This is a genomic window from Gluconacetobacter takamatsuzukensis, from assembly GCF_014174275.1.
Classification (GTDB): Bacteria; Pseudomonadota; Alphaproteobacteria; order Acetobacterales; family Acetobacteraceae; genus Gluconacetobacter; species Gluconacetobacter takamatsuzukensis.
Map to the genome: position 1 here is coordinate 93,656 of NZ_JABEQK010000007.1, position 25,784 is coordinate 119,439.

The following is a 25,784-nucleotide window of genomic DNA, read 5'->3' on the forward strand; positions in this document are numbered from 1 at the left end:
CGGCGTCAGTCGGCCAGCAGATGCGCGGGCGTCAGCTCGGCACCCACCGCCGCGATCTCGGCCCGCACGGCCTGCGCCAGCGCCAGCGATCCGGGCGTGTCGCTATGCACCAGGATCGAACGCGCCTTCACCGGCAGCCGCCCGCCATCGATGGTCTCCACCACGCCATCTTCCAGAAACCGGCGCACCCGCGCCCGGACCGAAGCCAGGTCGTGGATCACCGCCCCGGGCTGCCCGCGCGGCACCAGCGCCCCCTCGGCCGTATAGGCCCGGTCGGCCAGGAACAGCGTCAGCACCCGCAGCCCCGCGGTCTGCGCCGCGCGCTCGCTCAACTGCCCGGGCATGCAGAAGACGGTCAGCTCGCGGTCCAGCGCGGCAATCACGCGCGCCAGCCGCAGGGCGCGCCCCTCATCCGCATTGGCCATGGTGCCGAAGGCGGCATGATAGCTCACATGCGTCACCCGGTGCCCATGCCGCGCCGCGATGCCTTGCAGCGCCCCGATCTGGCAGGCCAGCATCGCCTCCATCTCGGTGTCGGAAACCGCCATGGGCCGGCGCCCGAACCCCATCAGGTCCGGCAGGCCCGGATGCGCGCCGATCCCCACCTGCCGCGCCTTCGCGGCCAGCACCGTGCGGTCCATGATGGCATAGTCCCCGGCATGGAACCCGCAGGCGATATTGGCCGAGGAAATCACATCCATCAGCCCGTCATCGTCGGCGATGCTCCAGCGGCCGAACCCTTCGCCCATGTCCGAATTCAGGTCGATCTTCATCATTTGGCTCCGGCTGCGCGCGGCGCCCGTCGCCGGGCAGATGCGCCATACAGGCCCACCATCATGCGCAGATCATCGAGATACGCGGCGATCGGCCGCATGGCCGCCACCCCCTCATCATGGTCGCAGGGCCGAAAGCGGACCCGCCGGCCAATGCGCGCCTGCGCCAGCCGCCACAGATCGGCCTCGATCACGGCGGCAATCCGCGGATAGCCACCGGCCGTATTGGCATCGGCCAACTGCACGATGGGCGTCCCGGCCGGCGGCACCTGCACGATCCCGGGCACGATCCCGTAGGACCGCAGCTCGACCGGCCGCTCCAGCCCCAGCGCCTCGCCCTTCAGCCGATAGCCCACCCGGTCGCTCTGCGGCGTGATCTGCCATTCCGTGTCCCAGAACCGCGCGCGCGACGCCTCGGTGAACAGATGGAAATCGGTGGCCGGAATCGCCCGCAGCACCACCACCCCATCCCCCCCGTCGCAGGGCCGGCGCAACACGACCGAGGGCGGCACCGCCCCATAGCCCGACAAAGCCGGTCCCCCCGCCACGGCCAGCCTGTCGCCCGCCTCCAGCGGCCGGCCCGACAGCCCGCCGAACCCCCCGCGCAACTGCGTGCTGCGCGACCCCAGCACCACCGGCACATCCACCCCGCCCGAGACACAGACATAACCCCGCGCCCCCTGCCGGGGCGGCGACACCGTCAGCACCTGCCCGGCCGCCGCATGCACCGCCGCCCAGGGCAGGACGGCACAGCCATCAAGGTCCAGCGCCGCCTCGATGCCGGTCACGGCAAAACTGCACGCAGATTCGAAACGCAGCACGAACGGATAGGTCTGCACCTCGATCCCGGCCGCCCCGGACGCATTGCCCAGCAGGATATTGCCGATTTCCAGAGCCAGCGGATCCATGGCCCCCGACGTGCCCACCCCCAGCTGCCGATAACCCGGCCGCCCCAGATCCTGCACCGTATTCAGCGCCGGGCTTTCCAGAATCGTGATCACAGTTCGATACTTTCCGGATAGAAGCGGATGCGGTCCCCGATGGCGAACAGCGCCGGCGGCTCCCGCAGCGGGTCGAACAGCGCAACCTCGGCAAACCCGATCGAATTCCAGCCATTCGGCCCGGTCAGGGCGGAAATCCCCGCCTGCATGCCGCCGATCGTCACCGTCCCGGCCAGCATCTTCAGCGACGGCACCGCCTTGCGGGGGGTGGCGATGCGCGGGTCCAGCCCGTGCAGGTAGCCGAAGCCCGGCGCGCTCCCCAGCGCGCAGACCGTGTATTCGCCCGCATGATGCAGCGCGATCACCTCGGCCGGCGACAGGCCGGCATGGTCCGCCACATGCGCCAGATCCTCGCCCAGCGCGCCGCCATACTGCACGCCGATCTCGAACAGCCGCCCGGCAATATGCCGTTCGGGCAGCGTCTCCCACGCATGGCGCAGCCAGTCGGCCAAGATCCGGGGCTCCTCCGGCGGGGTGGAAAACACCAGCATCAGGTTGGTCACGCCGGGGATCAGCTCCGCAACGTCGCTGCGCGCACCGGCTTCTTCCATCAGCGCCCAGATCCGCCGCTGCCGGCCGAGCGTAAAGTCCCCCGGCGCCTCGAACAGCATCGCCCGGGTACCGATCATGCTGATGACGGGCCCATCGGCAACGGGGGCCGGATCGTGCATCGTGTCCCTGCTCACCTTGCGCTGCCTCCAGCCCGATCGTCATTCATGCATCGTGGCGCGGCAGGCGGGATCTGAAACCGATATCGCAACGATATGGGGCAGATCTTCCCTGTCCGGCACCCGACCCTATGGCGATTTGCCGACCGCTCGCCAGAGCCATTTTCAGTGTGATGTCATCGGATAATCTTATGGCTCGGCCCCCCGATCCCTTCCATCGCATTATCTTATGACGCGAGAACGAACCGCTCTTGGCGCTCCGGTCGTTACGCTACTAGCATCAAAAAACACCATGTCGGGCCGACGCGCCACGATCCGCGCCGCGCGTCATTTTTCCTTGCAGGATCAGGATTTCAAGCAATGAGCACCCAGCCCTACCGTACAGCCCTCGTCACCGGCGCGTCGTCCGGCATCGGTGCGGCGATCGTGGGCCGGCTGCAACAGGCCGGCATTACCGTCCACGCGGTCGCCCGCGACAAGGACCGCCTGGCCCGGCTGGCCGAGGACACCGGCTGCGTCCCCCACGCCCTCAGCGTCGCCGACCACGCCGCCATCGCGGCCCTGGCCGAGGAGATCGAGATCGATATCCTGGTCAACAATGCCGGCCAGTCCCGCACCGGCAACATCACCAACACCACGCCGGACGATATCGACGCGCTGATCGACGTCAATCTGCGCGCGGTCCTGCACCTGACCAACCTGATCGTCCCCGGCATGGTCCGGCGCGATCGCGGGCATGTCGTCAATATCAGCTCGATCGCCGGCCATTACGCCTTCGCGGGCGGCAACACGGTCTACCACGCGACCAAGGCCGGCGTGCATTCCCTGTCGCAGCAACTGCGCTGCGACCTCTACGGCTCGCACATCCGCGTCACCGAAATCTCCCCCGCCCGGGTGGAAACCGAAGTCTTCGGCCGCCTGATCGGCGACATGGCAGAAGCCAAAAGGCGCTTCTTCGACGAATACGATTCCCTGCTGCCGGCCGACATCGCCGATTCCGTCGCCTTCGCCGTCCTCGCCCCGCAGCGGATGAATGTCAGCTTCATGGAGGTCCTGCCGACCATGCAGGTGGTCGGCGGCCTGAACTTCGCGAAGAAAACCCCCGGCGCGGCCTGACGCCAGTGGACATCCAGCAGCTCAGGCACCTGATCGACCTGCTCGCCCGCTCCCCGCTCCAGGAACTGGAGATCACGGAAGGCGGCCAGTCCATCCGCCTGACCCGTGGTCCGAGCGGGGGCACGACCGGGGCCGGGGCCGGGGCCGGGGCAGGGGCCGCGTCCGCCGATCCGGCCGCCGGAGCTGCCGGATCTCCCGCCCCCCCACCACAGGCCGCCCCGGCCCCGCCGCCCGAGGCCCCGCGCATCATCACGGCCCCCACCTACGGCGTCTTCCATCTCTCCCCCTCCCCGGGGACCCCGCCCTATGTCGCGGTGGGGCAGGATGTCCAGGCGGGCCAGCAGGTAGGACTGGTAGAAGCGATGAAAGTCTTCAACGCCGTCAAGGCCGCCCTGTCGGGCCGGGTCGCGCAGATCCTCGTCGAGGACGGCGCGGAAGTCGAGGCAGGCACCCCCCTGTTCCGCCTGGCATGAGCGCGCGCCGCTTCGACCGGGTGCTCATCGCCAATCGCGGCGAAATCGCCCTGCGCATCCAGCGCGCCTGCCGCGCCCTGGGGCTGGAAACGGTCGCCGTCCATTCCGAGGCCGACGCCGAAAGCCGCCATGTCCGCCAGGCCGACATCGCCCTGTGCATCGGCCCCGCCCCGGCGGCCCGCTCCTATCTCGATGCCGAATCCCTGCTGCTGGCCGCCCGCGCCACCGGCGCCTCGGCCATCCACCCCGGCTACGGCTTCCTCTCGGAAAACGCGGCCTTCGCCGACGCGGTCGAGGATGGGGGCCTCACCTTCATCGGCCCCACCGGCGCCTCCATCCGCATGATGGGCGACAAGATCACGGCCAAGCGCGCCATGCGCGATGCCGGCGTCCCCTGCGTCCCCGGCTCCGACGGCCCCCTGCCGCCCGAAATGGACGCCATCCACGCCATGGCGGCCCAGGTCGGCTTCCCCGTCATCGTCAAGGCCTCGGGCGGCGGCGGCGGACGCGGCATGCGCGTGGTCTGGAACGCGGACGAGCTGGAACAGGCCGTCACCCTCACGGCCAAGGAAGCCCAGCAGGCCTTCGGCAACCCCACGCTGTATCTCGAACGCTTCATGCAGAAGCCCCGCCATATCGAAATCCAGGTCCTGTGCGACACGCACGGCACGGCCCTGTGGCTGGGCGCCCGCGACTGCTCCCTGCAACGGCGCCACCAGAAGGTGCTGGAGGAAGCCCCGGCCCCCGGCATCTCCCCCGATATCATCGCCGATATCGGCGAACGCTGCGCCCAGGCCTGCCGCCGCATCGGCTATCGCGGCGCCGGCACGTTCGAATTCCTCTACGAAGACGGCATCTTCGCCTTCATCGAGATGAACACCCGCGTCCAGGTGGAACACCCGATTACCGAGGCCACCACCGGCATCGACATCGTCGCTGCCCAGCTCCAGATCGCCCAGGGCGAAAAACTGGCCATCCGCCAGCAGGATATCGCAACCCTCGGCCACGCGATCGAATGCCGCATCAATGCCGAGGATCCGCGCACCTTCATGCCGTCCCCCGGCCGCATCACCAGCTGGGACCTGCCGGGCGGCCCCGGCATCCGCATCGATACCCATGTCACCGCCGGCTACACCGTCCAGCCCTATTACGACTCGCTGATCGGCAAGGTCATCGCCCACGGCGCCACCCGCCAGCAGGCCATCGCCCGCCTGCGCGTGGCCCTGGCCGAAATGCAGGTGCAGGGCGTCTCCACCAACATCCCCCTGCACCAGGACATCCTGGCCGACCCGCACTTCCAGCAAGGCGGCGTCGACATCCATTATCTCGAACGCTGGCTCGCGGAGAGGGCAACCCCATGACCGGCAAGCCGCCCCTGCTCCCCGACCTCTCCACCCTCCCGGACGTCGCGGAAATCGCCCAGATCACCACATGGCTGGCCGAGGCCGGCCTCGCCTCCATGGACCTGTCCAACGCGGCGGGCGCAAGGCTGCGCCTCACCGTCGCCCCATCGCCCGTCACGCCGCCGCCCGCCGCTCCGGCACCGGCCGAAACGATCACCGCCACCGCACCCTATTTCGGCCACCTCGCCCTGCGCCACCCGCTCCGGGCAGAGCCCTTCGCGCCCCTCGGCGCCACCGTGCGCAAGGGCGACACCATCGCGCTACTGACCCTCGATACGCTCCAGGTCCCCGTCACCGCACCAGCCGACGGCATCGTGGCCGAAATTCTGGGGCAGGAGGGCGCGCTGGTCGGGTACGGGGCGGCGATCCTGAGTATCCGGCCGTGACAGGTTTCGTTCTTTTTTGAAAAAAAGAACCAAAAAACCTTGATTCGTTCAGGGGCTTCGCGTGTTCCCGGCACAAAACTCCTGAACGAATAAAAGTCTTTTTGCTTCTTTTTCTTCAGAAAAAGAAGAACCTCAAACAAGCCCCCCAACGAATTCCGCAATCCGCCGGCACCCCTCCCGCAGCGTATCGGTATCCGTGGCATAGGAAATCCGAAAGAACGGGCTCATCCCGTACGCCGCACCCTGCACGCTGGCCACCTGCTGTTCTTCCAGCAGCGCCATGACAAAATCCGTATCGCTGTCGATCTTCCGGCCCCCGGCCGAAACCTTGCCCATGCAGGCACCGATATCGGGATAGACGTAGAAAGCCCCCTGCGGCGTGTGGCAGTGCAGCCCGGGGATGGCATTCAGCAGCCCCACGACCAGGTCGCGCCGCGCCTGATATTCCGCCGCCCGCACCTTCAGGTAATCCTGCGGCCCGTCCAGCGCGGCGATGGCGGCCGCCTGGGCAATGGTGTTGATGCCGCTGGTGGCCTGCCCCTGCATGTTGTTCATGGCCGCGATCAGGTCGCGCGGGCCACCGCAGAAGCCGACGCGCCAGCCGGTCATGGCATAGCTCTTCGACACACCGTTCACCGTCAGCACCCGGTCCTTCAGGCGCGGCTCGATTTCCGCCAGCGTATGGAAGGCAAAATCGTCATAGATCAGATGTTCGTAGATATCGTCGGTCAGCACCCACACATGCGGGTGCTTCATCAGCACGGCGGCAATCTCTTCCAGGTCCCGGCGCGGGCAGCAGGCGCCGGTCGGGTTGTTGGGGAAGTTCAGCACCAGCCATTTGGTCCGGGGCGTGATGGCGGCATCCAGGTCCGCCGGCAGCAGCCGGAAATCATTGTCGGCCGGGCAGGGCACCTGCACGATCCGCGCGCCCCCCAGCCGGGCAATGTCGGCATAGCTGATCCAGTAGGGGGTGGGCAGCACCACCTCGTCACCCGGATTGCAGGTGGCCATCATGGCATTATAGATGATCTGCTTGGCCCCGTTGGCCACCAGGATCTCGTCGAGCGCATAATCCAGATGATTGTCGCGCAGGAATTTCCGCTGCACGGCCGCCTTCAGGGCCGGCTTGCCGGCCTGCGGCGGATATTTGGTGTCCCCGCCCAGCGCGGCGGCAATGGCGGCATCGACCACATGGTCGGGCGTGGGAAAATCCGGTTCGCCGGAGGACAGGCTGACAATCCGCGCCCCCTGCGCCTTCAGCGCCGACGCCTTGTCCGTCATGGCGGCGGACGCCGAAATCGCAATCCCATTCAGTCGGTCTGCAAAGCCAGGCATCGATGCTTTCTCCAGGCGCGATGGCATATGTGGCGCACAGGGCGCACCGGACAATCTAGGTCTTTTCGCATCCCCCGAGATACTGTCGAAAATAATCTGGCCCCATACAACTATTGTATGGTGAGGGGCGGCTCCGCCACCATTACGATGCAGATACGGTTCACCCGACGAACCGACCGGCCCCCACCCGAGGTACAGAATTCATGGCGGACACGATACGCAACGACGACAGCGCCGCCCGCCCAGCCGCCTGCCGTATCGAGCGCGACCTGCTGGGCCCGGCCGAAATCCCCGCCGACGCCTTCTGGGGCGTCCATACCAGCCGGGCAATCGCCAATTTCCCCATCAGCGGCACCCCCATCGGCAGGTTTGCCGAACTGGTCCAGGCGCTGGCCATCGTCAAGCAGGCCGCCGCCCGCACCAACCACGCGCTGGGCGACCTGGACGGGGAACGCGCCGCGGCCATCGAGGCCGCCTGCATCCGCATCCGGCAGGACCGGCATTCTCACAGCCAGTTCGTCGTCGACGCCATGCAGGGCGGGGCGGGCACCTCGACCAACATGAACGCCAACGAGGTCATCGCCAACCTGGCGCTGGAGATCATGGGCCGGCCGAAGGGCGATTACGCCGCCCTCCACCCCAACGACCATGTCAACATGGCCCAGTCGACCAACGACGCCTATCCCACCGCCCTGCGCCTCGCCGCCCTGTTCGCGGTCGACCCCCTGCTGGACGCACTGGCGGCCCTGGCCGAGGCGCTGGACGCCAAGGCCCGGGAATTCGCCCCGATCCTCAAGGTCGGCCGCACGCAGTTGCGCGACGCGGTGCCCATGACGCTGGGTCAGGAATTCGGCGCCTTCCGCAGCATGGTCCAGGCCGAAATCCGCAACCTGCGCGCCCAGTCCGCCGCCTTCCTCCAGGTCAATCTCGGCGGCACCGCCATCGGCACCGGCATCAACACCCGCCCCGATCATGCGCGCCTCGTCACGGCGGAACTGGCCCGCCTGACCGGTCACCCGATCACATCCGCCCCCGATTTCATCGAGGCGACGTCCGATGTCGGCGCCTTCACCCAGTTTTCGGGCGCGCTGAAGCGGCTGGCCCTCAAACTGTCCAAGATCGCGGGCGACCTGCGCCTGCTCTCCAGCGGCCCGCGTGCCGGCCTGGGCGAAATCGTCCTGCCCGCCGTCCAGGCCGGCTCGTCGATCATGCCCGGCAAGATCAACCCGGTGATCCCGGAAATGGTCAGCCAGGTCGCCTACCTCGTCGCCGGGCACGATGTCACCATCACCCTGTGCGCCGAAGGCGGCCAGCTCCAGTTGAATCCGTTCGAACCGATGATCAGCTATTGCCTGCTCTCGTCGATATCCCTGCTCACCCCGGCCATCGACACGCTGCGCACCCGCTGCATCGCGGGGATTGCGGCCGACCGCGAACGATGCCGCGCACTATCCGACAACAGCCTCGGCGTCGTCACCGCCCTCGTCCCCGTGCTGGGGTACGAAACCTGCTCCGCCCTCGCCAGGCGTGCCCTGGCCGAAGGCAGCCGGATCGCCGACCTGGTGCTGGAAGAAGACCTGCTGTCGCGCGAAAGACTCACGGACCTCCTGAGCCCCGACCGGCTCACCAGCCCCAATCTCGGGAGCCTGAGCGTAGATGCGGACTGGTGAGCGAGAGCGGCCCGCCGGGCCGCGCCCGTCGTCTGTTTCCGAGCACCGGCGCGCAGGAAACGCGCGTCGGATCGCCGCTAGTCCGCATTTACGCTCAGGCTCTCACGCAGGCAGGGCAGGGGACTGTCAGGTGGCCTGCGTGCCCGGCCAGTTGCGCGACGTCGCCATGGCCCGCGCCAGATCGACCAGATGTTCCCGCACGGCGACCGAAGCCTCGGTTTCCGGCACCGTCTCGGGAATGCACAGCGACACGTCTTCCTGGATCACCGGGTTGCGCAGCGGGTGGATCTTCGACCGCCCGGGCACCACGATCCGGCTGGCGACCGACCAGGGCAGGATGGTACTGCCGATCCCCTGCGCAATCGCCTCCTGCAAGGTCGGCACCGCCTCGATCTCCGCGACGATATTGGGCACGAGCTGCTTGCGCAGAAACGCCATGTCGATCCGCTGGCGGACGAAATTGTGCCGCGGCGGCACAAGCAGCGGAATCTCGATGATGTCCGCAAGCTGCACCGCACCCGCGGAATCCTGCGGAAAATCCAGCGCTTCCGGCGCCAGAAGAAAAAAATCCTCCTTCATCAAGGGCGTAAACAAAACCCCCTTGATCGGCCCGGCCCCATGGATCACCGCCATGTCCAGTCGCCCGGTCATGATCAGTTCGCTGTATATTTCGTCGAAACTCTCGGTCAGATGCAGCACCACCCCCGGCAGGCTGGTCCGCACCCGCTGGAGCAGATCGACCGCCAGCGTCGACCCGGCGCTATAGGGCGAAAGCCCGACGGAAACCTTCCCCACCAGCGGCCCCGCGCCAAGGGCAATCTCCGTCATCGCCCGGTCCAGCTGCTTGCTGATGGTCTGCGCGTGCCGGTACAGCTCCACCCCCGCCATCGTCGGCGTCACGCCGCTCTTGCTGCGGATCACCAGTTTCTGCCGAAAGGTACTTTCCAGCGCCGCCAGCTGCTGGCTCAACGCGGGCTGGGCAATGTTCAGCAGGTCGGCAGCGCGGGAGATACTGCCGAGATCTATAATTTTTACAAATGCCTGCAACCGTCTGATGTCCAACTGTCACTCCGTATCGCGGGCATGGGGCACCCGATAGTAGGCATCGCCCCGCCCCCCGTCAACGAACACGCGCACCCCCGCCACCCCCGCCGGCCACGACCCATATGATTTAACTATGCTGCCATATTCATATCTGCATCGTAACTTCTGCATACGCAGTTGGTGTCGCTGTCTAAGATTTTCCCAAATCGCCCGTGGTGCGCCCACGGGCCGGGCGGCCGCCGGTGTCATCGTGAACATCATGTTTCATAACAGGAACATTCCTCAATCAAACCAGATGGGTGGCGAATATGTTGCTTCAATATTCCCGGCTGCCGCGATCCCATGGCAATGCCGATATCGCTCTTCCGGCTGCCGTGTCCGCGCAACGGCAGGGAATCGCGCCGGTCCCGCCCGCATCGTGGTGGAAGGCCGGCACCGCCCTGCGCCCGGTCGCCTGCTGGGCCGTCGCGGGCCTCCTCGCCGCCACCACCCTGGCCGCGCGCCCGGCCGGCGCCCGCGCACCCGATAGCACGGCCGATGCCACCGGTTCCGGCACCGGCACCGTCAAGGCAACGCCCGCCAAGGCACATGGTCGCGCGCAGCCCAGGCACAAGGCCGACGCCGACGAACAGGTGATCGTCACCGGCACCCGCGCGCCCAACCGCCATGCCCGGCAAAGCTCCAGCCCGGTCACGGTCGTCACCGCCGCCACCCTGGCCCGCACCGGCCTGCCGAACCTGGCCGAGGCCCTGGCCCGCACCTACCCGTCCATCAACATCCAGGCGATGGGCCAGAACGCGGACGCACTCACCTCGTCCATCCGCATGCGCGGCCTCAACCCCAACCACGTGCTGGTCCTGGTCGACGGCATCCGCCGGCACACCACGGCCAATATCAGCACCGGCGCGGGCGTCAATTTCGGCTCCACCCCCACCGACCTCAACATGATCCCGGCCGCCGCGATCGACCATATCGAGGTCCTGGAAGACGGCGCCGCCGCCCTCTACGGGTCCGACGCCATCGCCGGCGTGGTCAACATCATCACCAAGAAGAAGCCCTCGGGCCTGCATGTCAGCGCCACCACCGGCGCCAACGCCTATCTGGGCGACGGCTGGACGGCGCAGGTCGACGCCGATGGCGGCATCCGCCTGGGCGATGACGGCTACCTGCACCTCTCCGGCCAGTACATGCACCGCGACGATTCCGTCATCAAGGCCATCGACCACCGGCTGATCGAGGACCAGGCCCCCGCCGGCGCCTATACGGGCAGCGCCTATACCGGCAGCCTCCCGGTCCCCCTCTATTCCAACCAGGTCACCAACGTTCCCGAGGAAACGCGGGAATCCCTGGCCCTGAGCTTCGGCAAGCCCCTGACCGACAAGGTCGAAGGCTACGGCCTCATCACCTACGCCCACCGCCACTCGCAGGCCTTCGAGCAATATCGCCTGCCCACCGTCCTGCCCTCGGCCTACCCGGCCGGCTTCGAACCCCTCGATGTGGGCGAGGAAAACGACTACGCGGCCACGCTCGGCCTCAAGGGCACCAATCTCTTCGGCTTCGACTGGAACCTCAGCACCACCTACGGCGCCGACCAGGTCAATCTCTCCACGACCAACAACGTCAACCTGGGCATGCTGAAATCCACCTGCGTCCCCGCCTCGGTCGATCCCACCTCGCTCTACGCGTCGGGCGACGGCTGCGGCTACGTCAAGGACAAGTTCTTCCTCAAGGGCTTCACCGCCGCGCAGTGGGACAACAAGCTGGATTTCCGCCGGGGCTTCACCCTGCCGTTCCACATCCCGCTCAACCTGGCCTTCGGCGCCGAGCACCGTCTGGAAACCTACGAGCTGACACCGGGCGAGCCCTCCTCGTACCAGCTCGGCGGCCCGCAGGCCATCGTCGGCCTCACCCCCACCAATGCGGGGTCGTGGAGCCGCGACATCTGGGCCGGCTACCTCGATACCGATTTCAAGATCATGCCGCACTGGGACATCGATCTCGCCGGCCGGTTCGAACATTACACCGACTCCGGCAACACCGAGAACGGCAAGGTCTCCACCCGCTACGATTTCAGCAAGCGGATCGCCATCCGCGGCACGGTCAGCAACGGTTTCCGCGCCCCCACCCTGGCCGAGCAGCATTACAGCTCCGCCGCCCTGTCGCCCACGGTCGCCGGCGGCCTCCTCCCCGCCAACTCGGCGGCGGCGCAGGAACTCGGCGCCACCCCGCTCAAGCCCGAACGGTCATGGAACCTCTCCGGCGGCTTCGTCCTCGAACCGGTCGACGGTTTCCATGTCGAGGTCGACGCCTACCAGATCGCCATCCGCGACCGCCTGGTCAGCAGCAGCAGCTATAGCGGCCCGGCGGCGGTCGCAGCCCTCGCCTCCCTGGGCTTCACCGTGCCCTCCACCATCCCGGCACAGAACGTCACGGCCAACTACATCACCAACGGCGCCAGCACCCGCACCCAGGGCGTCGACATCAAGGCCGACTACACGCTGCACCTGCAACAATACGGCAACCTGGCCCTGTCGGCGGCGCTGGACCTCAACCGCACCCGCGTCGGGCACATCGCCACCAACGCGACCGGCACGCCGCTGCTCAACGCCCAGGCCATTTCCCAGTTCACCACGGAATATCCGCGCAGCAAGCTGATCCTGAACGCCCTGTGGACGATCGGCGATTTCGACATCAACATCCGCCAGAGCCGCTACGGCCAGACCAAGAGCCTGCTGACCTACCAGGACTGGGCCACCGGCACCTGCGCCGACGGATCGTCCCAGCAATATTCGACAAAATGCTGGTACGAGTTCAAGGGCGCCCCCCGCTGGCTGACCGACCTGCAAGTGGGCTACCGCGTCACCCCCCACTGGCACGTCGCCATCGGCGGCAACAACATCTTCAACATCCGCCCCCGCGAAATCCCGCAATCCACCCGCTATAACGGGACCAACATCTACGACACCTTCGCGGCAGGCATCCCGATGACCGGCGGCTACTACTACGGCCGCGTCGACGCTACGTTCTGACGTCTCTTTGCCCCGCCCGGAACAATCATCCGGGCGGGGCAAAGGCGTTCTTTTTTGAAAAAAAGAACCAAAAAACTTTTGATCTGTTCAAGGGTTTTTGCCGGGACACGCGATGGCCCAAAACGGATAAAGGTCTTTTTGCTTCTTTTTCTTCAGAAAAAGAAGAACCCTTCCTTACCCCCGCGCAAACGCCAGCAGATCCCCCTTCAACCGCTCCGCATGCGTCACGACAAACCCATGCGGCGCCCCCTCGTAAATCTTCAGCTCCGCCCCCGCGATCATCTGCGCCGCCAGCGCGCCCGTGGCCTCCAGCGGCACCACCTGGTCGTCATCGCCATGGATCACCAGCGTCGGCACATCGATCTTCGCCATGTCCGGCCGAAAATCCGTCTCGGAAAAGATGGTGACGCAATCGATGGTCGCCTTCAGCGACGCCTGGAGCACCATCTGCAATGTCTGCGCCAGAACACCGTCCGAAACCGGTACCCCGCGATCGATCCCATAGAAAACTGAAGAAAAATCCTTCAGAAACTGCGCCCGGTCCGCCCGCAGCCCGGCCCGGATCCCGTCGAAGACGCTTTTCTCGGGGCCCACCGGATGGTCGGCCGTCTTCATGAACAGCGGCGTGACCGCGCCCAGAAGCGCCAGCTTGGCCACCCGTTCGCTGCCATGACGGGCGATATACCGGGTCACATCGCCGCCCCCCATCGAAAACCCGACCAGGATCACGTCGCGCAGGTCCAGATGCGCGATCAGTTCGGCAATATCGTCGGCCAGCCGATCATACTCGTTGCCCTGCCAGGGCTGGTCCGACCGGCCGAAGCCGCGCCGGTCGAAGGCAATGGCCCGAAAACCGTTTTCCGCCAGATGCAGCATCTGCTCGTCCCACATGTCGGCACTCAGCGGCCAGCCATGGCTGAACAGAACGGGCTGCCCCGCGCCCCAGTCCTTGTAATAGAGGCCCACACCGTCGGAAGTCGTAAAGCGTGTCATAATCCTGTCCTTTCCTGATTCTGATGGGTATTCGTCCGTTGGGGCAGGGGGCGGCCCTCAGGCGCCGGGCGCCCGGCGCAGGCGCAGCGCAAACCGTCCCGGCCCGGCCACCGCCAGCGCGACCAGCCCACCGGCAATGCCGATATTCTTGTAGAAATGGATCATCATGTCGTACCGGAGCATCCCCTCCATGGTCCAGAAATGATGGCCGATAAAACCCGTCGCCACGGTATAGACAGCCAGCAGCAGCGCCAGCGGCTCGACAAACACCCCCAGCACCAGGGCAATCCCGATGCCCAGCTCCACCCCCGTCGCGACCAGCGCCGACAGGGCGGGCAGGGGGGCACCGGTCTGGGCCATGTAGGCAACGGCGCCGGAATAATCCGACAGCTTGCCCCACCCCATGACAAGGAAGAGCAGCGAAAGGGCAATGCGGGAGAACAGCAGTGCGGCATCGCGGGTGGCGGGCGTGAACATGGCAGGCATCCTTGGTCGGATAAGGTGAAGCGGAAAATCCGTGGTTTCCGTCTGTCGACGTTGCCATCACGTTATGAGCGAACAGGTCCAAAGAAAACGGAAACAACTGAAACACATCGGTTCCATTTATTAACCGTTACACCCGCACCCCCTCCAGGCCGTCATGAAACGGATAGTCGGTGTACCCCCGCGCATCCCCGCCATAGAAGGTCGCGCGGTCGTAGCGGTTGAGCGGCCAGTCATGGCGCAAACGCGCCACCAGGTCCGGGTTGGCGATGAAATTGCGCCCGAACGCGATCAGGTCGGCATCGCCCGAGGCCAGCAGCCGCTCCGCGCTGTCCCGCGTAAACCCGCCGGCGGCGATGATCGCGCCGCCGAACAGCGGCCGCAGGATGGTGGCATCCACCGGGTTCGCCTCGGCATCGGCCCCGATCCGGGGCTGCACGATGTGCAGGTACCCGATCCCCATCCGGTCCAGCATCCGCGCGACATAGCCGAACGTCGCATGCCGGTCGCTGTCGGCCATCGACCCATAGGCCCCGCTGGGCGTCAGCCGCACCCCCACGCGCGGCGCCCCCCACACATCCACGGCCGCCTGCGTCACCTCGCGCAGGAACCGCGCCCGGTTCTCGACCGGCCCGCCATACGCGTCCGTCCGCCTGTTGGTCCCGTCCTGCAAGAACTGGTCGGGCAGATACCCGTTCGCCCCATGGATCTCGACGCCGTCGAACCCCGCCCTCAACGCCCGCTCCGCCGCGGCACCATAGGCGGCGACCAGCCCGGGAATTTCCTCCCGCTCCAGCGCGCGCGGCATGTCGTAGGGCACGGTCCCGTTCAGCGTCCACGCCGTGCCGTCGGCGCGAATGGCCGAGGGCGCAACCGGCGCCACACCCCCGGGTTGCAGCACCCGGGCCGACTGCCGCCCCACATGCCACAGTTGAAGCACCATCCGCCCGCCCTTGGCATGCACGGCCTCGGTAATCCGCGCCCAGCCGGCAATCTGCGCATCGTCATAGATCCCGGCAGCCCGCTCGAACCCATAGCCGGTCAGCGCAACGGGCGACGCCTCGGAAATCAGCAGCCCGCCCGACGTGGCACGCTGGGCGTAATAGGTCCGCATCATCTCGTTGGGCATGTCGCCGGCACTGGCGCGCATGCGGGTCAGCGGCGCCATGACGATGCGATGGTCCAGCCGCGTCGGGCCCAGGAATTTTGGTGAAAACAGCAGGTCGGTCATATCGGGTCATCCTGTCATCGGGGGCCACCCGGTGGGGGCGGCCGTCGAAATACAGGATGGACAGTTCCACATCGGATTGGCAGACAGGATAATTCCATAGTCTCCATTCCAGTCTGGAATAACAATGGACCGTCTCCAGGCCATGACCGCCTTCGTGCGGGTCGTCGAAACCGGCTCCTTCACCGCCGCCGCCCGCCGGCTGCACCTGGGCCAGCCGGCGGTCTCCAAGGCCGTCGCGCAGCTCGAACGCACGCTGGGCGTCCAGCTCCTGCTGCGCTCCTCCCACGGCCTCGCGCCCACCGACGCCGGCCAGCGTTATTTCGAGCGCGCGGCCCGCATCGTCGCGGAGGCCGAGGAAGCCGATCGCGCGGCACGCGACAGCACCGCCAGCCTCGACGGCCGCCTGCGCGTCGCCCTGCCCACGACCTTCGGCCGCATCCAGATCGTGCCGAAACTGGGCACGTTCCTCGCCGCCCACCCCAGGCTGGACGTGGATATCGAACTCGACGACCGAAGGGTGGACCTGGTGGCGGAAGGCATCGACATCGCCATCCGCGTGGGCCCGCTCAACGACAGCGCGGTCATCGCCCGGCGCCTCGCCCGGGGCCGCCGCTCCGTGATCGCCACCCCCCGCTACCTCGCCGCCGCCCCGGTGCTGGACACGCCGGAAGACCTCCCGGTCCACCAGGCCATCCTCTACACGCGCGGCGGCACGCTCAAACCCACCTTCCGCCGCGCCGACGGCACGGACATGACGGTCCCCCTCCACGCCCGCCTGCATCTCGGCGCCGCCGAGGGCATCCGCGCCGCCGTCCTGGCCGATCTGGGCCTGACCGTCGCCGCCGACTGGATGTTCCAGCCGGAACTGGCAAGCGGCGCGGTGGTGCGCTGCCTGCCGGGCTGGGACCTGGCGCCGGTGGACCTGTGGGCCCTCTACCCCGCCGGCCGCCTGACCAGCGCCCGCGCCCGCGCGTTTTCCGATTTCGTGCAGTCTCTCGTCGGCGCATCGCAGGCAGCGGTTCCGACGGGGCAGGGCGGCTCATGATCGCCCATCCGGCAGGGAGATAACGCACCCTTCCAGAATCTCCTGACCATATCAGGCTCTTTACCAGCTATACCCTATGCTGGCCTGGGCGTTGCGCCGCTCGCCGTAATAGCAATATTCGCCATCGGCACCGTAGGCAAAGCAATTGGCGATATACTTCCTGTCGAACAGGTTCCGCACATTGGCCGATATCTTCCATCCCCGCAGCGAGCGGGAAGCATTCGACAGATCGTAGCTGACGGAAGCATCGAAAAGCGCATATTGCGGCAGCCAGACGCTGCCATACGTCGCCTCGCCCCCATACGCCTTCGCCGAATACCGCATCCCGCCCCCGAACCCCAGGCCTTTCACCGGGCCCGACGGCATGGTGTAGAAGGCAAACAGCGAGGCATTGCCCTTGCCCGACTGGATCAGCGGTTTTCCGGTCGAATCGTCATGCACCTTCTGGACACTGACGGCCGCCGTCAGCATCAGGTTCCGGAACGGCTCGGCATGGGCTTCGAACTCGAAACCATCCGAATGCACCAGCCCGCTCTGGACGCTGTAGCCGCTATTGGCGACCGAGACGAGAACATTGCTCTGCTCGATATGGAATCCGGCGGCGGTCAGCAGGAGCGAGGTGCCCGGAAGCTGATATTTCAGCCCGCCTTCAAGCTGTTTGCCGACCGAAGGGCTGGCCTGCCGCAGCGTGGTGCCCCCGTCGCTGGAAACCAGCCCCGATTGCGGCTGGAACGAGGTCGAGTAGCTGATATAGGGCGCCAGGCCGAAATCGAAATGATACAGGCCCGACGCACGCCACGTAATCTGGCTCGCACTCTGCCGCGTGTCGGACGGCTCGAAAGACTCGACCTGGTGCGACCGGTACCAATCGTTGCGGATGCTGCCGGTCAGGATCAGCCGGCGCCAGCGGATCTCGTCCTGCCCATAGGTCCCGATCTGATGGGAATCCGTGACATAGTGCAGATAGGGCGTCAGGCCCGGAATGACCATATGATAGTCCGGATGCAGCACATCCAGGTCGGGCGCGTCGCCATAGGCTTCCGTGTCGTTCGCCCTCTGCTGCATGTAGTCGAACCCGAACATCAGCATATGCCGCAGCGGCCCGGTGCGTACACGCCCCTTGAACTGGCTGTCGAAGGCCAGGTTGTAGGTATGCTCCTGCGTCCCGTACGCCGAACGCGAAAGCAGCGTGCCGCTGGTGCCGTCGTCGCTGTCGTAATACCCGTTATCGTAGACGCTGCGGTAAATGGTCCGGATATCGTCGTACCGCCCGCGCGTGCTGAAGCTCCAGTCGTCGTTGAAGCGATGGTTCAGGATATAGGTAATCGCCCCCTGCCTGCGGTTGAACTTTTCCGAAGGCACGTCACCGTCATAGAAATTCCGGGGCAGATAGCCATACGATGCCCGAACCAGCGATCCGACCAGCGGCACCCCGCCATAGGACCCGCTTTCCGGATCGTACTGGTAGTTGCCCAGAAGCGTCAGCGTGGTCGGCCCGTCCCCCCCGAACGTAAAGGCGGGACTGATGCTGAAGCGCCGGCTTCCGGTCTTGCTCAGTTGCGTATGCTGCCCGTTCGCCGTGCCATAGATCCGGTAGCGGACAAGCCCGTCATCGGTCGCAAACCCGCCGACATCCGCATCGACGCGATAGAGGTCGAACATCCCGCCGGTCGTGTTCACACTGCCGTAGAATCGCTGGTCGGTCGGCAGCTTGCTGGACAACGCCGTCAGGCCGCCCGGGCTGGACTGGCCATAAAGCGCCGAGGCCGGACCCTTCAGAAGCTCGACCCGTTCGAGGCGGAACGTATCAGTCTGGGCCACCGCAAAACCGGTGGGACTGTCCTGGAATTTCAACCCGTCGAGAAAGGTCGGCACGGTAAACCCGCGCAGATCGAACAGGTCGTAGCGCGTCCCTTCCCCGCCACGGGTGTCGGCGGTAATGCCCGCGGCGTACCGCACGGCCTGGTTGAGGGTCAGTACCCCGCGCACATCCATCTCGTTGCGGGTCACGACAGTAACCGACTGCGCCGTCTCGACCAGGGGCGTATTGCTCTTGGTGGCGGAAGACGCGACGGTCGAGGCCGTATGGCCCAGTACCTGCACCCGCTCCGCCTGCGGGGCCTTGGCCTTTGCCTTCGCCGTGTCGACGGCCCCCTTCGGCGTGGCCGTTCCGGTCTGCCGCAGCCTGTCGGTTTTCGTCTCCTGTTCGGCAGCAATCGCCGCCTCGCTCAGCACGAGCGAGAAAAGAATAGTATAGATAATCCTGCTGTACTGCATACCGGACTCATCGTGTTGCGGGCTTCTGCTGCCGGGGGAAGGGGGCACGGCCGACGTTGATGTTAAGAACGAGAATTAATTGCGCTCATAACCGCGCGCCGAACCCGCAGCAAGCCACGCGCCTCCCCTTGGCCCGAACGCGGGCAAAATGTGCCCGATCGCCGCTATTGCGCAGATCGCGCGTGCCGCGCGTGCGCGCGCACGCTCCCGACCGGGGGAGGGAGCCGATCCGCATGCCATCGGAAAAGACAGGGATGTTCCGCACGGCCGCGACGGCGTCGCGACCGGCGGGGATCAGCGTTCCCCGCCGCCGCCCGGTTCCGCCCCATCGTCGTCCTGCCGCGCCGGCAAAACGGGGTAGGGACGCAGCGCCGGCGACGAACCGGCGCGCAGCGTCCTGGGCGAAACGCCGAAGGTCCGCTGGAACATGGTGCTGAAACTGCCGGCATTGTCGTAGCCCAGGTCGAACGCGACCTCCGCGATCGACTGGCCGGCGGCGATCCGCGACGCCGCCTCGATCACCCGCACCCGCCGCCGCCACGCGGCGAATCCCAGGCCCATCTCCTGCTGGAACAGGCGGGTAAAGGTCCGCCGCGCCATCCCGGCCTCCCGCGCCCAGTAATCGATGTCGCGGCAATCCCCCGGCCGGGCGGTAATCGCCTCGCACACGCGGCGCAGCCGGGGGTCGGACGGCAGCATCAGCCGATCCGCGATCCGTGGCGCCCGCCCGATTTCATCGACCAGCAGCCGGGCGATGCGCGCCATGCGCGCGTCCATGGCAAAATCGAACCCCATGGCGATAATCTCGTCCACAAGGCCCCGCATCAGCGACGACACGTCGAACATCCTGCACGACAGGTCCGCACCGGTCAGGCCGGGATCGATATAGACGACCTGGAACACCAGGTCGGTCCGGCAATCGGCCTCGTGGATCATGCCGGCGGGAATCCACATCCCCTGCCCGGGGCCGAGCACGAAACGCCTGTCCTGCGTGCTGACCGTCACGCTCCCGGCCAGGAACAGCGACAATTGGCCCCGCTCATGGGCATGGAACCGGTCCACGAAGCCGCCGACATAGCAATCCGCAAAACCCACGACGGGCGGCGGATGGGGCGGAAGATCGGCAGTGCGTTTCATGACGCGACGATCCCGCCCATTTTTCACGAACAGCGCCCGGCAAGAGAAAAAACGACCCCGGGCCCGTCAGGGCCGGCCAGCCCGATTATCCTCCGTCGCCGCCGGCCTGCCAAGGCGAAACCCGCCATGCGCGTCCCTACAGCCGCGTCTCCGCCGCGATCTCCTGCATGTCCAGGTCCTGCTCCAGCGCCCGCAACGCATGGTCGTGGATCTGCCCCTGGCGATGCAGCGCCAGGATTTCCGCCCGCGCCGCCCGGATCGCCGCCAGCACGGCCTCGTAATGCGCGATCTCCTCCGGCCGGTGGGCCGACATGTCCCGGGCATAATCCCGGGTCACGCGCAGCCGGTGCCGATACTGCTCCAGCAGGCGCGGATGGCGCTCCCCCCCGTCCGGCAGGCGAGAGGCCTCTTCGATCGCCCGAAGCTGCGCCTCGGCCACGCGGACCCAGGCGGTGTTCTCGTTGGTCCGGATGCTCGCGGCCTCGTCGTCGGTCAGCTTCAGCGCACGGACCAGCGGCTCCAGCGTAATGCCCTGCAACAGCACCGTCACCAGGATGGCGGCAAAGGCGCAGCACAGCGCCAGGTCGCGGCCCGGCAGCGTCTCGGGCAGCGACAGCGCGGCGGCCAGGGTCACGACACCGCGCATGCCCGACCAGCCCATGACGATCGTCTCGGGCAGGGAAGGGGTGGCAAACCGGCGCGGCCACCAGCGCCGCAGCACCGCCCGCACCGCATCGGCGCCGAACAGCCAGACAAAGCGCGAGACGATCATGGTCCCCAGGATCGCGGCGATCGGGATCACCAGCTGGTGCAGCAGGTCCGTCGTCCCCTCCAGCCGGTGCAGCACCCCGCGCAGCGACAGGCCGATCAGGATGAACAGCACCGATTGCAGCAGAAAGACCATGACCTTCCAGAAGGCCAGCCCGCGCACCCGCGTACTGGCGCTGAAATCGGCATGCTGGCTCCACCCCAGCATCAGCCCGGTGGTCACGGTGGCCAGCACGCCGGAGACATGCAGCCGGTCGGCCCCGATATACGATGCCGCCGCCAGCAGCACGGTCGCGGTAATGATCAGGTCGCTGTCGCGCAGCCGGCGGATCAGCCACAGCCCGCCCCACCCCATCACCGCCCCGATGGCCACCCCGCCGACCGAAACGAGGCCGAACGCCCCCACCGCCGCCACGGGGTCGAACAGCCCCGTCAGCGCGGCCGCCAGCGCAAAGCGAAACAGCACCAGCCCGGTGGCATCGTTCAGCAGGCTCTCCCCCAGCAGCAGCGAGGTCAGGCGCCCCGGCAGGCTCAGCCGCTCCATCGCCGCCTCGGCGGCCACCGCATCGGGCGGCGAGACGATGGCCCCCAGCGTGAAGCACACCGCCCAGGGCAGCGCGGGCACCGCCAGCCGCGCCGCAATGCCCACCGCCAGGGTGGTAAACAGCGTGGTCCCCACCGCCAGCGCCAGGATGCCGCGCAGGTTGCGGCGAAATTCGTGCCAGGCCGTAAACCAGGCGCTGCTCATCAGCAACGGCGGCAGAAACACGACCATGACCAGGTCGGGGTCGATCGTCAGCTCCGGCGTGCCCGGCAGCAGCGCCAGCCCGGTCCCGCCCAGGATAAAGGCCGCCGCCGGCGGCAGCCTCAGCCACCGCGCCAGGCGCTCCAGCGCCAGGATCACCAGCAGCAGGAACAGGAAATACTCGTAGCGGGCGACGTCGGACATGGGGGGGGAATCCGCAAGGGGGCGTATGGGTCGGATACACCCCATGCATACATCATATGGGCGGCGCGGTCATGGCGGCCCGCCCCCACGGCTCCCGGTACCTCTGCCGGGCGCCCCCGCCGCCGGTCACTATTGTCTCAGCTTTGCGACAGTCGCCAGGGGGCGGGACACGTTCGTGTGAGAGAGCTTACGGGATCGTAGCGATCCGAAAACCTTCCTGCCGATAAGCGGGCTGGTCGGCAACAGCCACGGGGCCCCGGCCTCGCCAATTGTCCCATATCACGGAAACATCAACAAGAATAAGGAACATACGCGAGATGATTACGAGTGTGTTCTCGATCGTCACCTCGATCCTGCTCGCCCTTGTCGGGCTTTTTCTCCTGCTGGGCGGTGGATACCTGGCCGCCATCGGCGGGTCCCTGTTCTACGTCCTCGCGGGCGCCGTCATGATCGGCGCGGCGGCGGCGGCGTTCAAATCGCCCCGGCTCGCGCTGCGGCTCTATGCCGGGCTGCTGCTCCTCGCCACGGTGTGGGCGCTCTTCGAGGCCGGGTTCAACATCTGGAACCTCGAAGTCCGCCTGCTCACGCTGGTCGGCATCGGCGCCTGGATGCTGCTGCCCTGGGTCTGGCGCCTGGGCGGAAGCTGGCTGGCCGACAAGCGCGAGATGCTGGGCGCCGTCAGCGTCGGCGCCCTGGCGCTGGTCGTCAGCTGCTTCACCTCCTATTCGATCGACGGCACGGTGCCGGCCGACCGGATGGCGGCGCAGGACACGGCCGATTCCGCCGCCGACGGCATCCCCGCCGCCGACTGGCAGGCCTATGGCCGCACCATGGGCGGCGACCGATACTCGCCGCTGGCGCAGATCACGACGGCCAATGTCGGCCATCTGAAGCGCGCGTGGCTCACACGCACGGGCGACGTCCAGCAGGTCGGCGAAGGCACGGTCGCGGGCCCCGACCAGGGGCATGAATTCAACCTGGAAGTCACGCCGATCAAGGTCGGCGACACGCTGTACATGTGCACGCCCCATAGCTGGGTGATGGCGCTGGACGCGGCGACCGGCAAGGTCAAATGGACGTTCGATCCGCACCCCGCGGCGGCCGACCAGGCCAAGAACGTCTATCTCTCCTGCCGCGGCGTGACCTATTACAGGATCCCGGACGAAATCCAGACCAGCTGCCGCACGCGCATCTACTCGCCGGTGGCCGACGTCCGGATCGTGGCGCTGGATGCCGAGACCGGCAAGCCCTGCGACGATTTCGGCGATCACGGCTTCATCTCCCTGCGCCAGTATCTGGGCCACGTGCCCCACGGGTTCCACTTCGTCACCTCGCCGCCGCTGGTGGCGAAAAACCGCCTGATCACCGGCGGCTGGATCTTCGACAACCAGGCCAATTTCGAACCCTCGGGCGCGGTCCGCGGCTTCGACGCCACCACCGGCGCCATCGCCTGGGCATGGGACGCCGGCCACACGCCGGAAACCTGGACCCCCGGCCCCGACGACGTGCTGACGCGCGACACCCCCAACGCCTGGGGCGTGTATACGGCCGACCCCGACCTGGGCCTGGTCTACATCCCCACCGGCAACTCCCCGCCGGACAATTGGGGCGGCTCGCGCCGTCCGTTCGACGACGCGACCTCGTCCGCGACGATCGCGCTGGACATCGTGACCGGCGAACGCCGCTGGACCTACCAGACCGTGCATCATGACCTGTGGGACATGGACATCCCCGCCGGCCCGTCGATGGTCGACCTGCCCGGCCCGGGCGGCGAGATGATCCCGGCACTGGTGCAGAGCACCAAGCGCGGCGAATTCTTCGTGCTCGACCGCCGCACCGGCCAGCCGGTCCCCGGCTACCCGGTCGAGGAACGTCCGGTGCCCACCGCCGGCGTGGCGCCCGACGACCGCGTGTCGCCGACCCAGCCCTTCCCGGCCGCAATGCCCTCGGTCACGCCGCCGGACCTGAAGGAGACCGACATGTGGGGCGCGACGCTGCTCGATCAGATGATCTGCCGCATCCAGTACCGCCAGTCGGCTTATGAGGGCCAGTTCACCCCGCCGCATGTCGGCAAGACCACGATCGTCTACCCGGCCTTCTACGGCATCGTGGACTGGCAGGGCATCACGATCGACCCGCAGCGCAAGATCATGCTGGCGAACGCAAGCTACCTGCCGTTCCGCATCAAGCTCGACCATCGCCAGACGCTGGAAGGCCCCGGCACCCTGCCGAAATGGAACGGCCAGGGTGAAGAGCCCGCGGCCAAGGGCGACGCGCTGTCGGTCTCGCCCGATTACGGCACGCCCTATATCGCCTACACCAATCCCTGGCTGAACCCGCTGCAGATTCCCTGCAAGGGCCCGGTCTGGGGCACGATGACGGCAATCGACCTGGTGACGAAGAAGATCATCTGGCAGCACCCGGTCGGTACCACCCGCGACACCGGCCCGTTCCGGACGCACGACAACCTGCCCCTGCCCACCGGCATGTATAATATCGGCGGCAACATCGTGACCAAGGGCGGCGTGGTCTTCATGGGCGCCACCGCCGACGACTACCTGCGCGCCTTCGACCTCGCGACGGGCAAGGTGCTCTGGCGCGACCGCCTGCCGGCGGGCGGCCAGGCCACCCCGATGTCCTACGAGATCGGCGGCAAGCAATATGTCCTGATCGCGGCCGGCGGCCATGGCGGCCTGGGCACGCGCAGCGGCGACTACATCATCGCCTACACGCTTGACGGCACGCAGGCAGCAGGCGCGACCGTCCAATAAATAAACAATAATAACAGGTAACAAGCATACCGGGCGCGCCCAGCGCGCCCGGTATCGCCCCCAACGGAATCAAACCAATGCGTTTGACAGAACAGCCGGCATGGCTTCGGACCCTGGTCCGCTTTTCCATCCCCGGCATCGTCCTGCTCGGTGCCGCCCCGGCGGCCCATGCCTCGGACGTCACGCTGGGCATCATCGGCCCCCACGAATACGATCTCCCGGTCGACTTCCAGCCCTTCAACGTGCTGGTGCAGTACGGCGACGGCAATGCCGCCGGCTCCTATTACAACGGCTCGGGCCAGCGCACGCCGGGGCAGGGCAGCCACACCTGGTCGGGCCTGACCAAATACGTCCATTTCCGCAGTTTCGAGGCCATTCCCCATGTCGGCTTCGCGTTCGAGCTGATCCAGGGCGAAAGCTTCACCCTGGCCAACGGCAAGAACTATGGCGGCTTCGGCCCCACCATCGTCGGCCCCGCCGCATGGTTCAAGCCGAACGCCCACAGCACCTTCGGCTTCCAGACCTTCATGCAGACGCCCGACGGCACGCGCGACGCCACTTCGCCCAATTACTGGTCCAACATCTCCAGCTTCATCTTCGACTATGAATGGAAACATTTCAGCTTCGACGGCGACGCGGGCACGGTGGTCGGCTCCACCAAGCACATACGCGGCCAGAACAGCTATTTTCCCGGAATCGTCTTCTACTCCAACCTGCGCTGGAGCTGGAAGGCAACCAAGCTGCTCGAACCGTTCTTCGCGCTGGACTGGCAGAACGTGACCGGCACCTACAACAACACGCGCCGTTCCTACGTAAAGGATTCCAGCAGCCGCGAGGTCGCGCTGGGCGTCGGCATGATGTTCAACATCGCCAAGAACTTCTCCTTCACCACCCGCTACACCCATTCGGTCGAAGGCCGAAACACGCCCGAAAGCAACGCCTACTACATAAAACTCGTCTACCTCTGGTAGATTCTGCCTGCAAAGCCGCCCTGCCGGCGATCCGGCGCGCGTTTCCTGCGCTTCGGTGCTCACGGCCCACAAGGCCGCTCCGCTCCGATGCTCAAAAACCCACGCCGGCCGTGCCGCTTTCGCGGCATTCTCACTCGGCAGGCCGACTTTTCAGGCAGAATCCGGTGGCTCGCAAAGCCGCCCTGCCGGCGATCCGGCGCGCGTTTCCTGCGCTTCGGTGCTCACGGCCGATAAGGCCGCTCCGCTCCGATGCTCGGAAAC

At 66.8% G+C, this 25,784-nt stretch carries 20 protein-coding genes; 9 read left to right on the forward strand and 11 right to left on the reverse strand.

The annotated features are described in order from the left end of the window. Positions 1-5: 5 nt before the first annotated feature. The 3 genes from HLH27_RS10405 to pxpB are packed head-to-tail and all read right to left on the reverse strand — an operon-like array spanning position 6 to position 2,445. A complete protein-coding gene (locus tag HLH27_RS10405) occupies positions 6-773 on the reverse strand; it encodes a LamB/YcsF family protein (protein WP_182950089.1) in 768 nt (255 codons plus the stop codon). Then, positions 773-1,774, reverse strand: coding sequence for a 5-oxoprolinase/urea amidolyase family protein (locus HLH27_RS10410; RefSeq protein ID WP_182949962.1), 1,002 nt, complete (start codon positions 1,772-1,774; stop codon positions 773-775). The genes HLH27_RS10405 and HLH27_RS10410 overlap by 1 nt, the downstream gene beginning before the upstream one ends. Then, on the reverse strand, positions 1,771-2,445 hold the full coding sequence (pxpB, locus tag HLH27_RS10415; RefSeq protein ID WP_182950090.1) for a 5-oxoprolinase subunit PxpB: 675 nt from the start codon (positions 2,443-2,445) through the stop codon (positions 1,771-1,773). Before pxpB ends, HLH27_RS10410 begins: the two co-directional genes overlap by 4 nt. Before the next feature lie 357 nt (positions 2,446-2,802). Here pxpB and HLH27_RS10420 point away from each other — a divergent pair, with 357 nt between their 5' ends. From HLH27_RS10420 to HLH27_RS10435, 4 genes are read left to right on the forward strand one after another with little or no spacing between them, the layout of a single operon-like run. Beyond that, positions 2,803-3,558 (forward strand): SDR family oxidoreductase, encoded by a 756-nt coding sequence (locus HLH27_RS10420; protein WP_182949963.1) that lies wholly within the window; start codon positions 2,803-2,805, stop codon positions 3,556-3,558. Between the two features lie 5 nt (positions 3,559-3,563). Then, complete coding sequence (locus tag HLH27_RS10425; RefSeq protein WP_182949964.1) at positions 3,564-4,031, forward strand: biotin/lipoyl-containing protein; 468 nt, start codon at positions 3,564-3,566, stop codon at positions 4,029-4,031. Beyond that, positions 4,028-5,392 carry an acetyl-CoA carboxylase biotin carboxylase subunit gene (gene accC / locus HLH27_RS10430; protein WP_182949965.1) on the forward strand — a complete coding sequence of 455 codons (1,365 nt, stop codon included), beginning with the start codon at positions 4,028-4,030 and terminating at the stop codon, positions 5,390-5,392. Before HLH27_RS10425 ends, accC begins: the two co-directional genes overlap by 4 nt. Continuing rightward, entirely contained in the window at positions 5,389-5,820 is a 432-nt protein-coding gene (locus HLH27_RS10435; protein WP_182949966.1) for an acetyl-CoA carboxylase biotin carboxyl carrier protein subunit, read from the forward strand. Before accC ends, HLH27_RS10435 begins: the two co-directional genes overlap by 4 nt. A 132-nt stretch (positions 5,821-5,952) precedes the next feature. Here HLH27_RS10435 and HLH27_RS10440 read toward each other — a convergent pair whose 3' ends face one another. Further along, complete coding sequence (locus HLH27_RS10440) at positions 5,953-7,155, reverse strand: pyridoxal phosphate-dependent aminotransferase (protein WP_182949967.1); 1,203 nt, start codon at positions 7,153-7,155, stop codon at positions 5,953-5,955. A 203-nt stretch (positions 7,156-7,358) separates the two neighbouring features. Between HLH27_RS10440 and HLH27_RS10445 the strand changes: the two genes are divergently transcribed. Beyond that, on the forward strand, positions 7,359-8,825 hold the full coding sequence (locus HLH27_RS10445) for an aspartate ammonia-lyase (RefSeq protein WP_182949968.1): 1,467 nt from the start codon (positions 7,359-7,361) through the stop codon (positions 8,823-8,825). Positions 8,826-8,951: 126 nt separating this feature from the next. Here the strand turns inward: HLH27_RS10445 and HLH27_RS10450 are convergent, their stop codons facing one another. After that, positions 8,952-9,887 (reverse strand): LysR substrate-binding domain-containing protein, encoded by a 936-nt coding sequence (locus HLH27_RS10450; RefSeq protein WP_182949969.1) that lies wholly within the window; start codon positions 9,885-9,887, stop codon positions 8,952-8,954. 290 nt (positions 9,888-10,177) lie between these two features. Between HLH27_RS10450 and HLH27_RS10455 the strand changes: the two genes are divergently transcribed. Next, entirely contained in the window at positions 10,178-12,898 is a 2,721-nt protein-coding gene (locus HLH27_RS10455; protein WP_220790371.1) for a TonB-dependent receptor plug domain-containing protein, read from the forward strand. A gap of 174 nt (positions 12,899-13,072) precedes the next feature. Here HLH27_RS10455 and HLH27_RS10460 read toward each other — a convergent pair whose 3' ends face one another. The 3 genes from HLH27_RS10460 to HLH27_RS10470 form a co-directional block, all read right to left on the reverse strand. Further along, a complete protein-coding gene (locus HLH27_RS10460) occupies positions 13,073-13,891 on the reverse strand; it encodes an alpha/beta fold hydrolase (RefSeq protein ID WP_182949970.1) in 819 nt (272 codons plus the stop codon). Between the two features lie 57 nt (positions 13,892-13,948). Beyond that, the gene (locus HLH27_RS10465; RefSeq protein WP_182949971.1) at positions 13,949-14,368 is read right to left on the reverse strand and encodes a DoxX family protein; all 420 of its coding nucleotides are present in this window, start codon (positions 14,366-14,368) and stop codon (positions 13,949-13,951) included. A 136-nt stretch (positions 14,369-14,504) separates the two neighbouring features. Continuing rightward, positions 14,505-15,605 carry an alkene reductase gene (locus HLH27_RS10470; RefSeq protein WP_182949972.1) on the reverse strand — a complete coding sequence of 367 codons (1,101 nt, stop codon included), beginning with the start codon at positions 15,603-15,605 and terminating at the stop codon, positions 14,505-14,507. A gap of 124 nt (positions 15,606-15,729) precedes the next feature. Between HLH27_RS10470 and HLH27_RS10475 the strand changes: the two genes are divergently transcribed. Next, the gene (locus HLH27_RS10475; RefSeq protein ID WP_182949973.1) at positions 15,730-16,650 is read left to right on the forward strand and encodes a LysR family transcriptional regulator; all 921 of its coding nucleotides are present in this window, start codon (positions 15,730-15,732) and stop codon (positions 16,648-16,650) included. Between the two features lie 60 nt (positions 16,651-16,710). Here HLH27_RS10475 and HLH27_RS10480 read toward each other — a convergent pair whose 3' ends face one another. The 3 genes from HLH27_RS10480 to HLH27_RS10490 form a co-directional block, all read right to left on the reverse strand. After that, positions 16,711-18,927: a TonB-dependent siderophore receptor gene (locus tag HLH27_RS10480; RefSeq protein WP_182949974.1), complete on the reverse strand. Its 2,217-nt coding sequence runs from the start codon at positions 18,925-18,927 to the stop codon at positions 16,711-16,713. 294 nt (positions 18,928-19,221) lie between these two features. Beyond that, the gene (locus HLH27_RS10485; protein ID WP_182949975.1) at positions 19,222-20,064 is read right to left on the reverse strand and encodes a helix-turn-helix domain-containing protein; all 843 of its coding nucleotides are present in this window, start codon (positions 20,062-20,064) and stop codon (positions 19,222-19,224) included. A gap of 136 nt (positions 20,065-20,200) precedes the next feature. Beyond that, positions 20,201-21,781 carry a Na+/H+ antiporter gene (locus HLH27_RS10490; protein WP_182949976.1) on the reverse strand — a complete coding sequence of 527 codons (1,581 nt, stop codon included), beginning with the start codon at positions 21,779-21,781 and terminating at the stop codon, positions 20,201-20,203. 317 nt (positions 21,782-22,098) lie between these two features. On the opposite strand from HLH27_RS10490, the gene HLH27_RS10495 reads away from it, so the two are divergent. Continuing rightward, complete coding sequence (locus tag HLH27_RS10495) at positions 22,099-24,552, forward strand: membrane-bound PQQ-dependent dehydrogenase, glucose/quinate/shikimate family (RefSeq protein WP_182949977.1); 2,454 nt, start codon at positions 22,099-22,101, stop codon at positions 24,550-24,552. A gap of 77 nt (positions 24,553-24,629) precedes the next feature. Next, entirely contained in the window at positions 24,630-25,523 is an 894-nt protein-coding gene (locus tag HLH27_RS10500; protein ID WP_182949978.1) for a transporter, read from the forward strand. Positions 25,524-25,784 lie beyond the last annotated feature (261 nt).

Bases quoted from the DNA above. Each gene is read 5' to 3' on its own strand.
- HLH27_RS10420 (WP_182949963.1), top strand. From the start codon at position 2,803: ATGAGCACCCAGCCCTACCGTACAGCCCTCGTCACCGGCGCGTCGTCC.
- HLH27_RS10440 (WP_182949967.1), bottom strand. From the start codon at position 7,155: ATGCCTGGCTTTGCAGACCGACTGAATGGGATTGCGATTTCGGCGTCC.
- HLH27_RS10485 (WP_182949975.1), bottom strand. From the start codon at position 20,064: ATGAAACGCACTGCCGATCTTCCGCCCCATCCGCCGCCCGTCGTGGGT.
- HLH27_RS10455 (WP_220790371.1), top strand. From the start codon at position 10,178: ATGTTGCTTCAATATTCCCGGCTGCCGCGATCCCATGGCAATGCCGAT.
- HLH27_RS10405 (WP_182950089.1), bottom strand. From the start codon at position 773: ATGAAGATCGACCTGAATTCGGACATGGGCGAAGGGTTCGGCCGCTGG.
- HLH27_RS10470 (WP_182949972.1), bottom strand. From the start codon at position 15,605: ATGACCGACCTGCTGTTTTCACCAAAATTCCTGGGCCCGACGCGGCTG.
- HLH27_RS10465 (WP_182949971.1), bottom strand. From the start codon at position 14,368: ATGTTCACGCCCGCCACCCGCGATGCCGCACTGCTGTTCTCCCGCATT.
- HLH27_RS10445 (WP_182949968.1), top strand. From the start codon at position 7,359: ATGGCGGACACGATACGCAACGACGACAGCGCCGCCCGCCCAGCCGCC.
- HLH27_RS10475 (WP_182949973.1), top strand. From the start codon at position 15,730: ATGGACCGTCTCCAGGCCATGACCGCCTTCGTGCGGGTCGTCGAAACC.
- HLH27_RS10460 (WP_182949970.1), bottom strand. From the start codon at position 13,891: ATGACACGCTTTACGACTTCCGACGGTGTGGGCCTCTATTACAAGGAC.
- HLH27_RS10495 (WP_182949977.1), top strand. From the start codon at position 22,099: ATGATTACGAGTGTGTTCTCGATCGTCACCTCGATCCTGCTCGCCCTT.
- HLH27_RS10480 (WP_182949974.1), bottom strand. From the start codon at position 18,927: ATGCAGTACAGCAGGATTATCTATACTATTCTTTTCTCGCTCGTGCTG.
- pxpB (WP_182950090.1), bottom strand. From the start codon at position 2,445: ATGCACGATCCGGCCCCCGTTGCCGATGGGCCCGTCATCAGCATGATC.
- HLH27_RS10490 (WP_182949976.1), bottom strand. From the start codon at position 21,781: ATGTCCGACGTCGCCCGCTACGAGTATTTCCTGTTCCTGCTGCTGGTG.
- HLH27_RS10435 (WP_182949966.1), top strand. From the start codon at position 5,389: ATGACCGGCAAGCCGCCCCTGCTCCCCGACCTCTCCACCCTCCCGGAC.
- HLH27_RS10500 (WP_182949978.1), top strand. From the start codon at position 24,630: ATGCGTTTGACAGAACAGCCGGCATGGCTTCGGACCCTGGTCCGCTTT.
- accC (WP_182949965.1), top strand. From the start codon at position 4,028: ATGAGCGCGCGCCGCTTCGACCGGGTGCTCATCGCCAATCGCGGCGAA.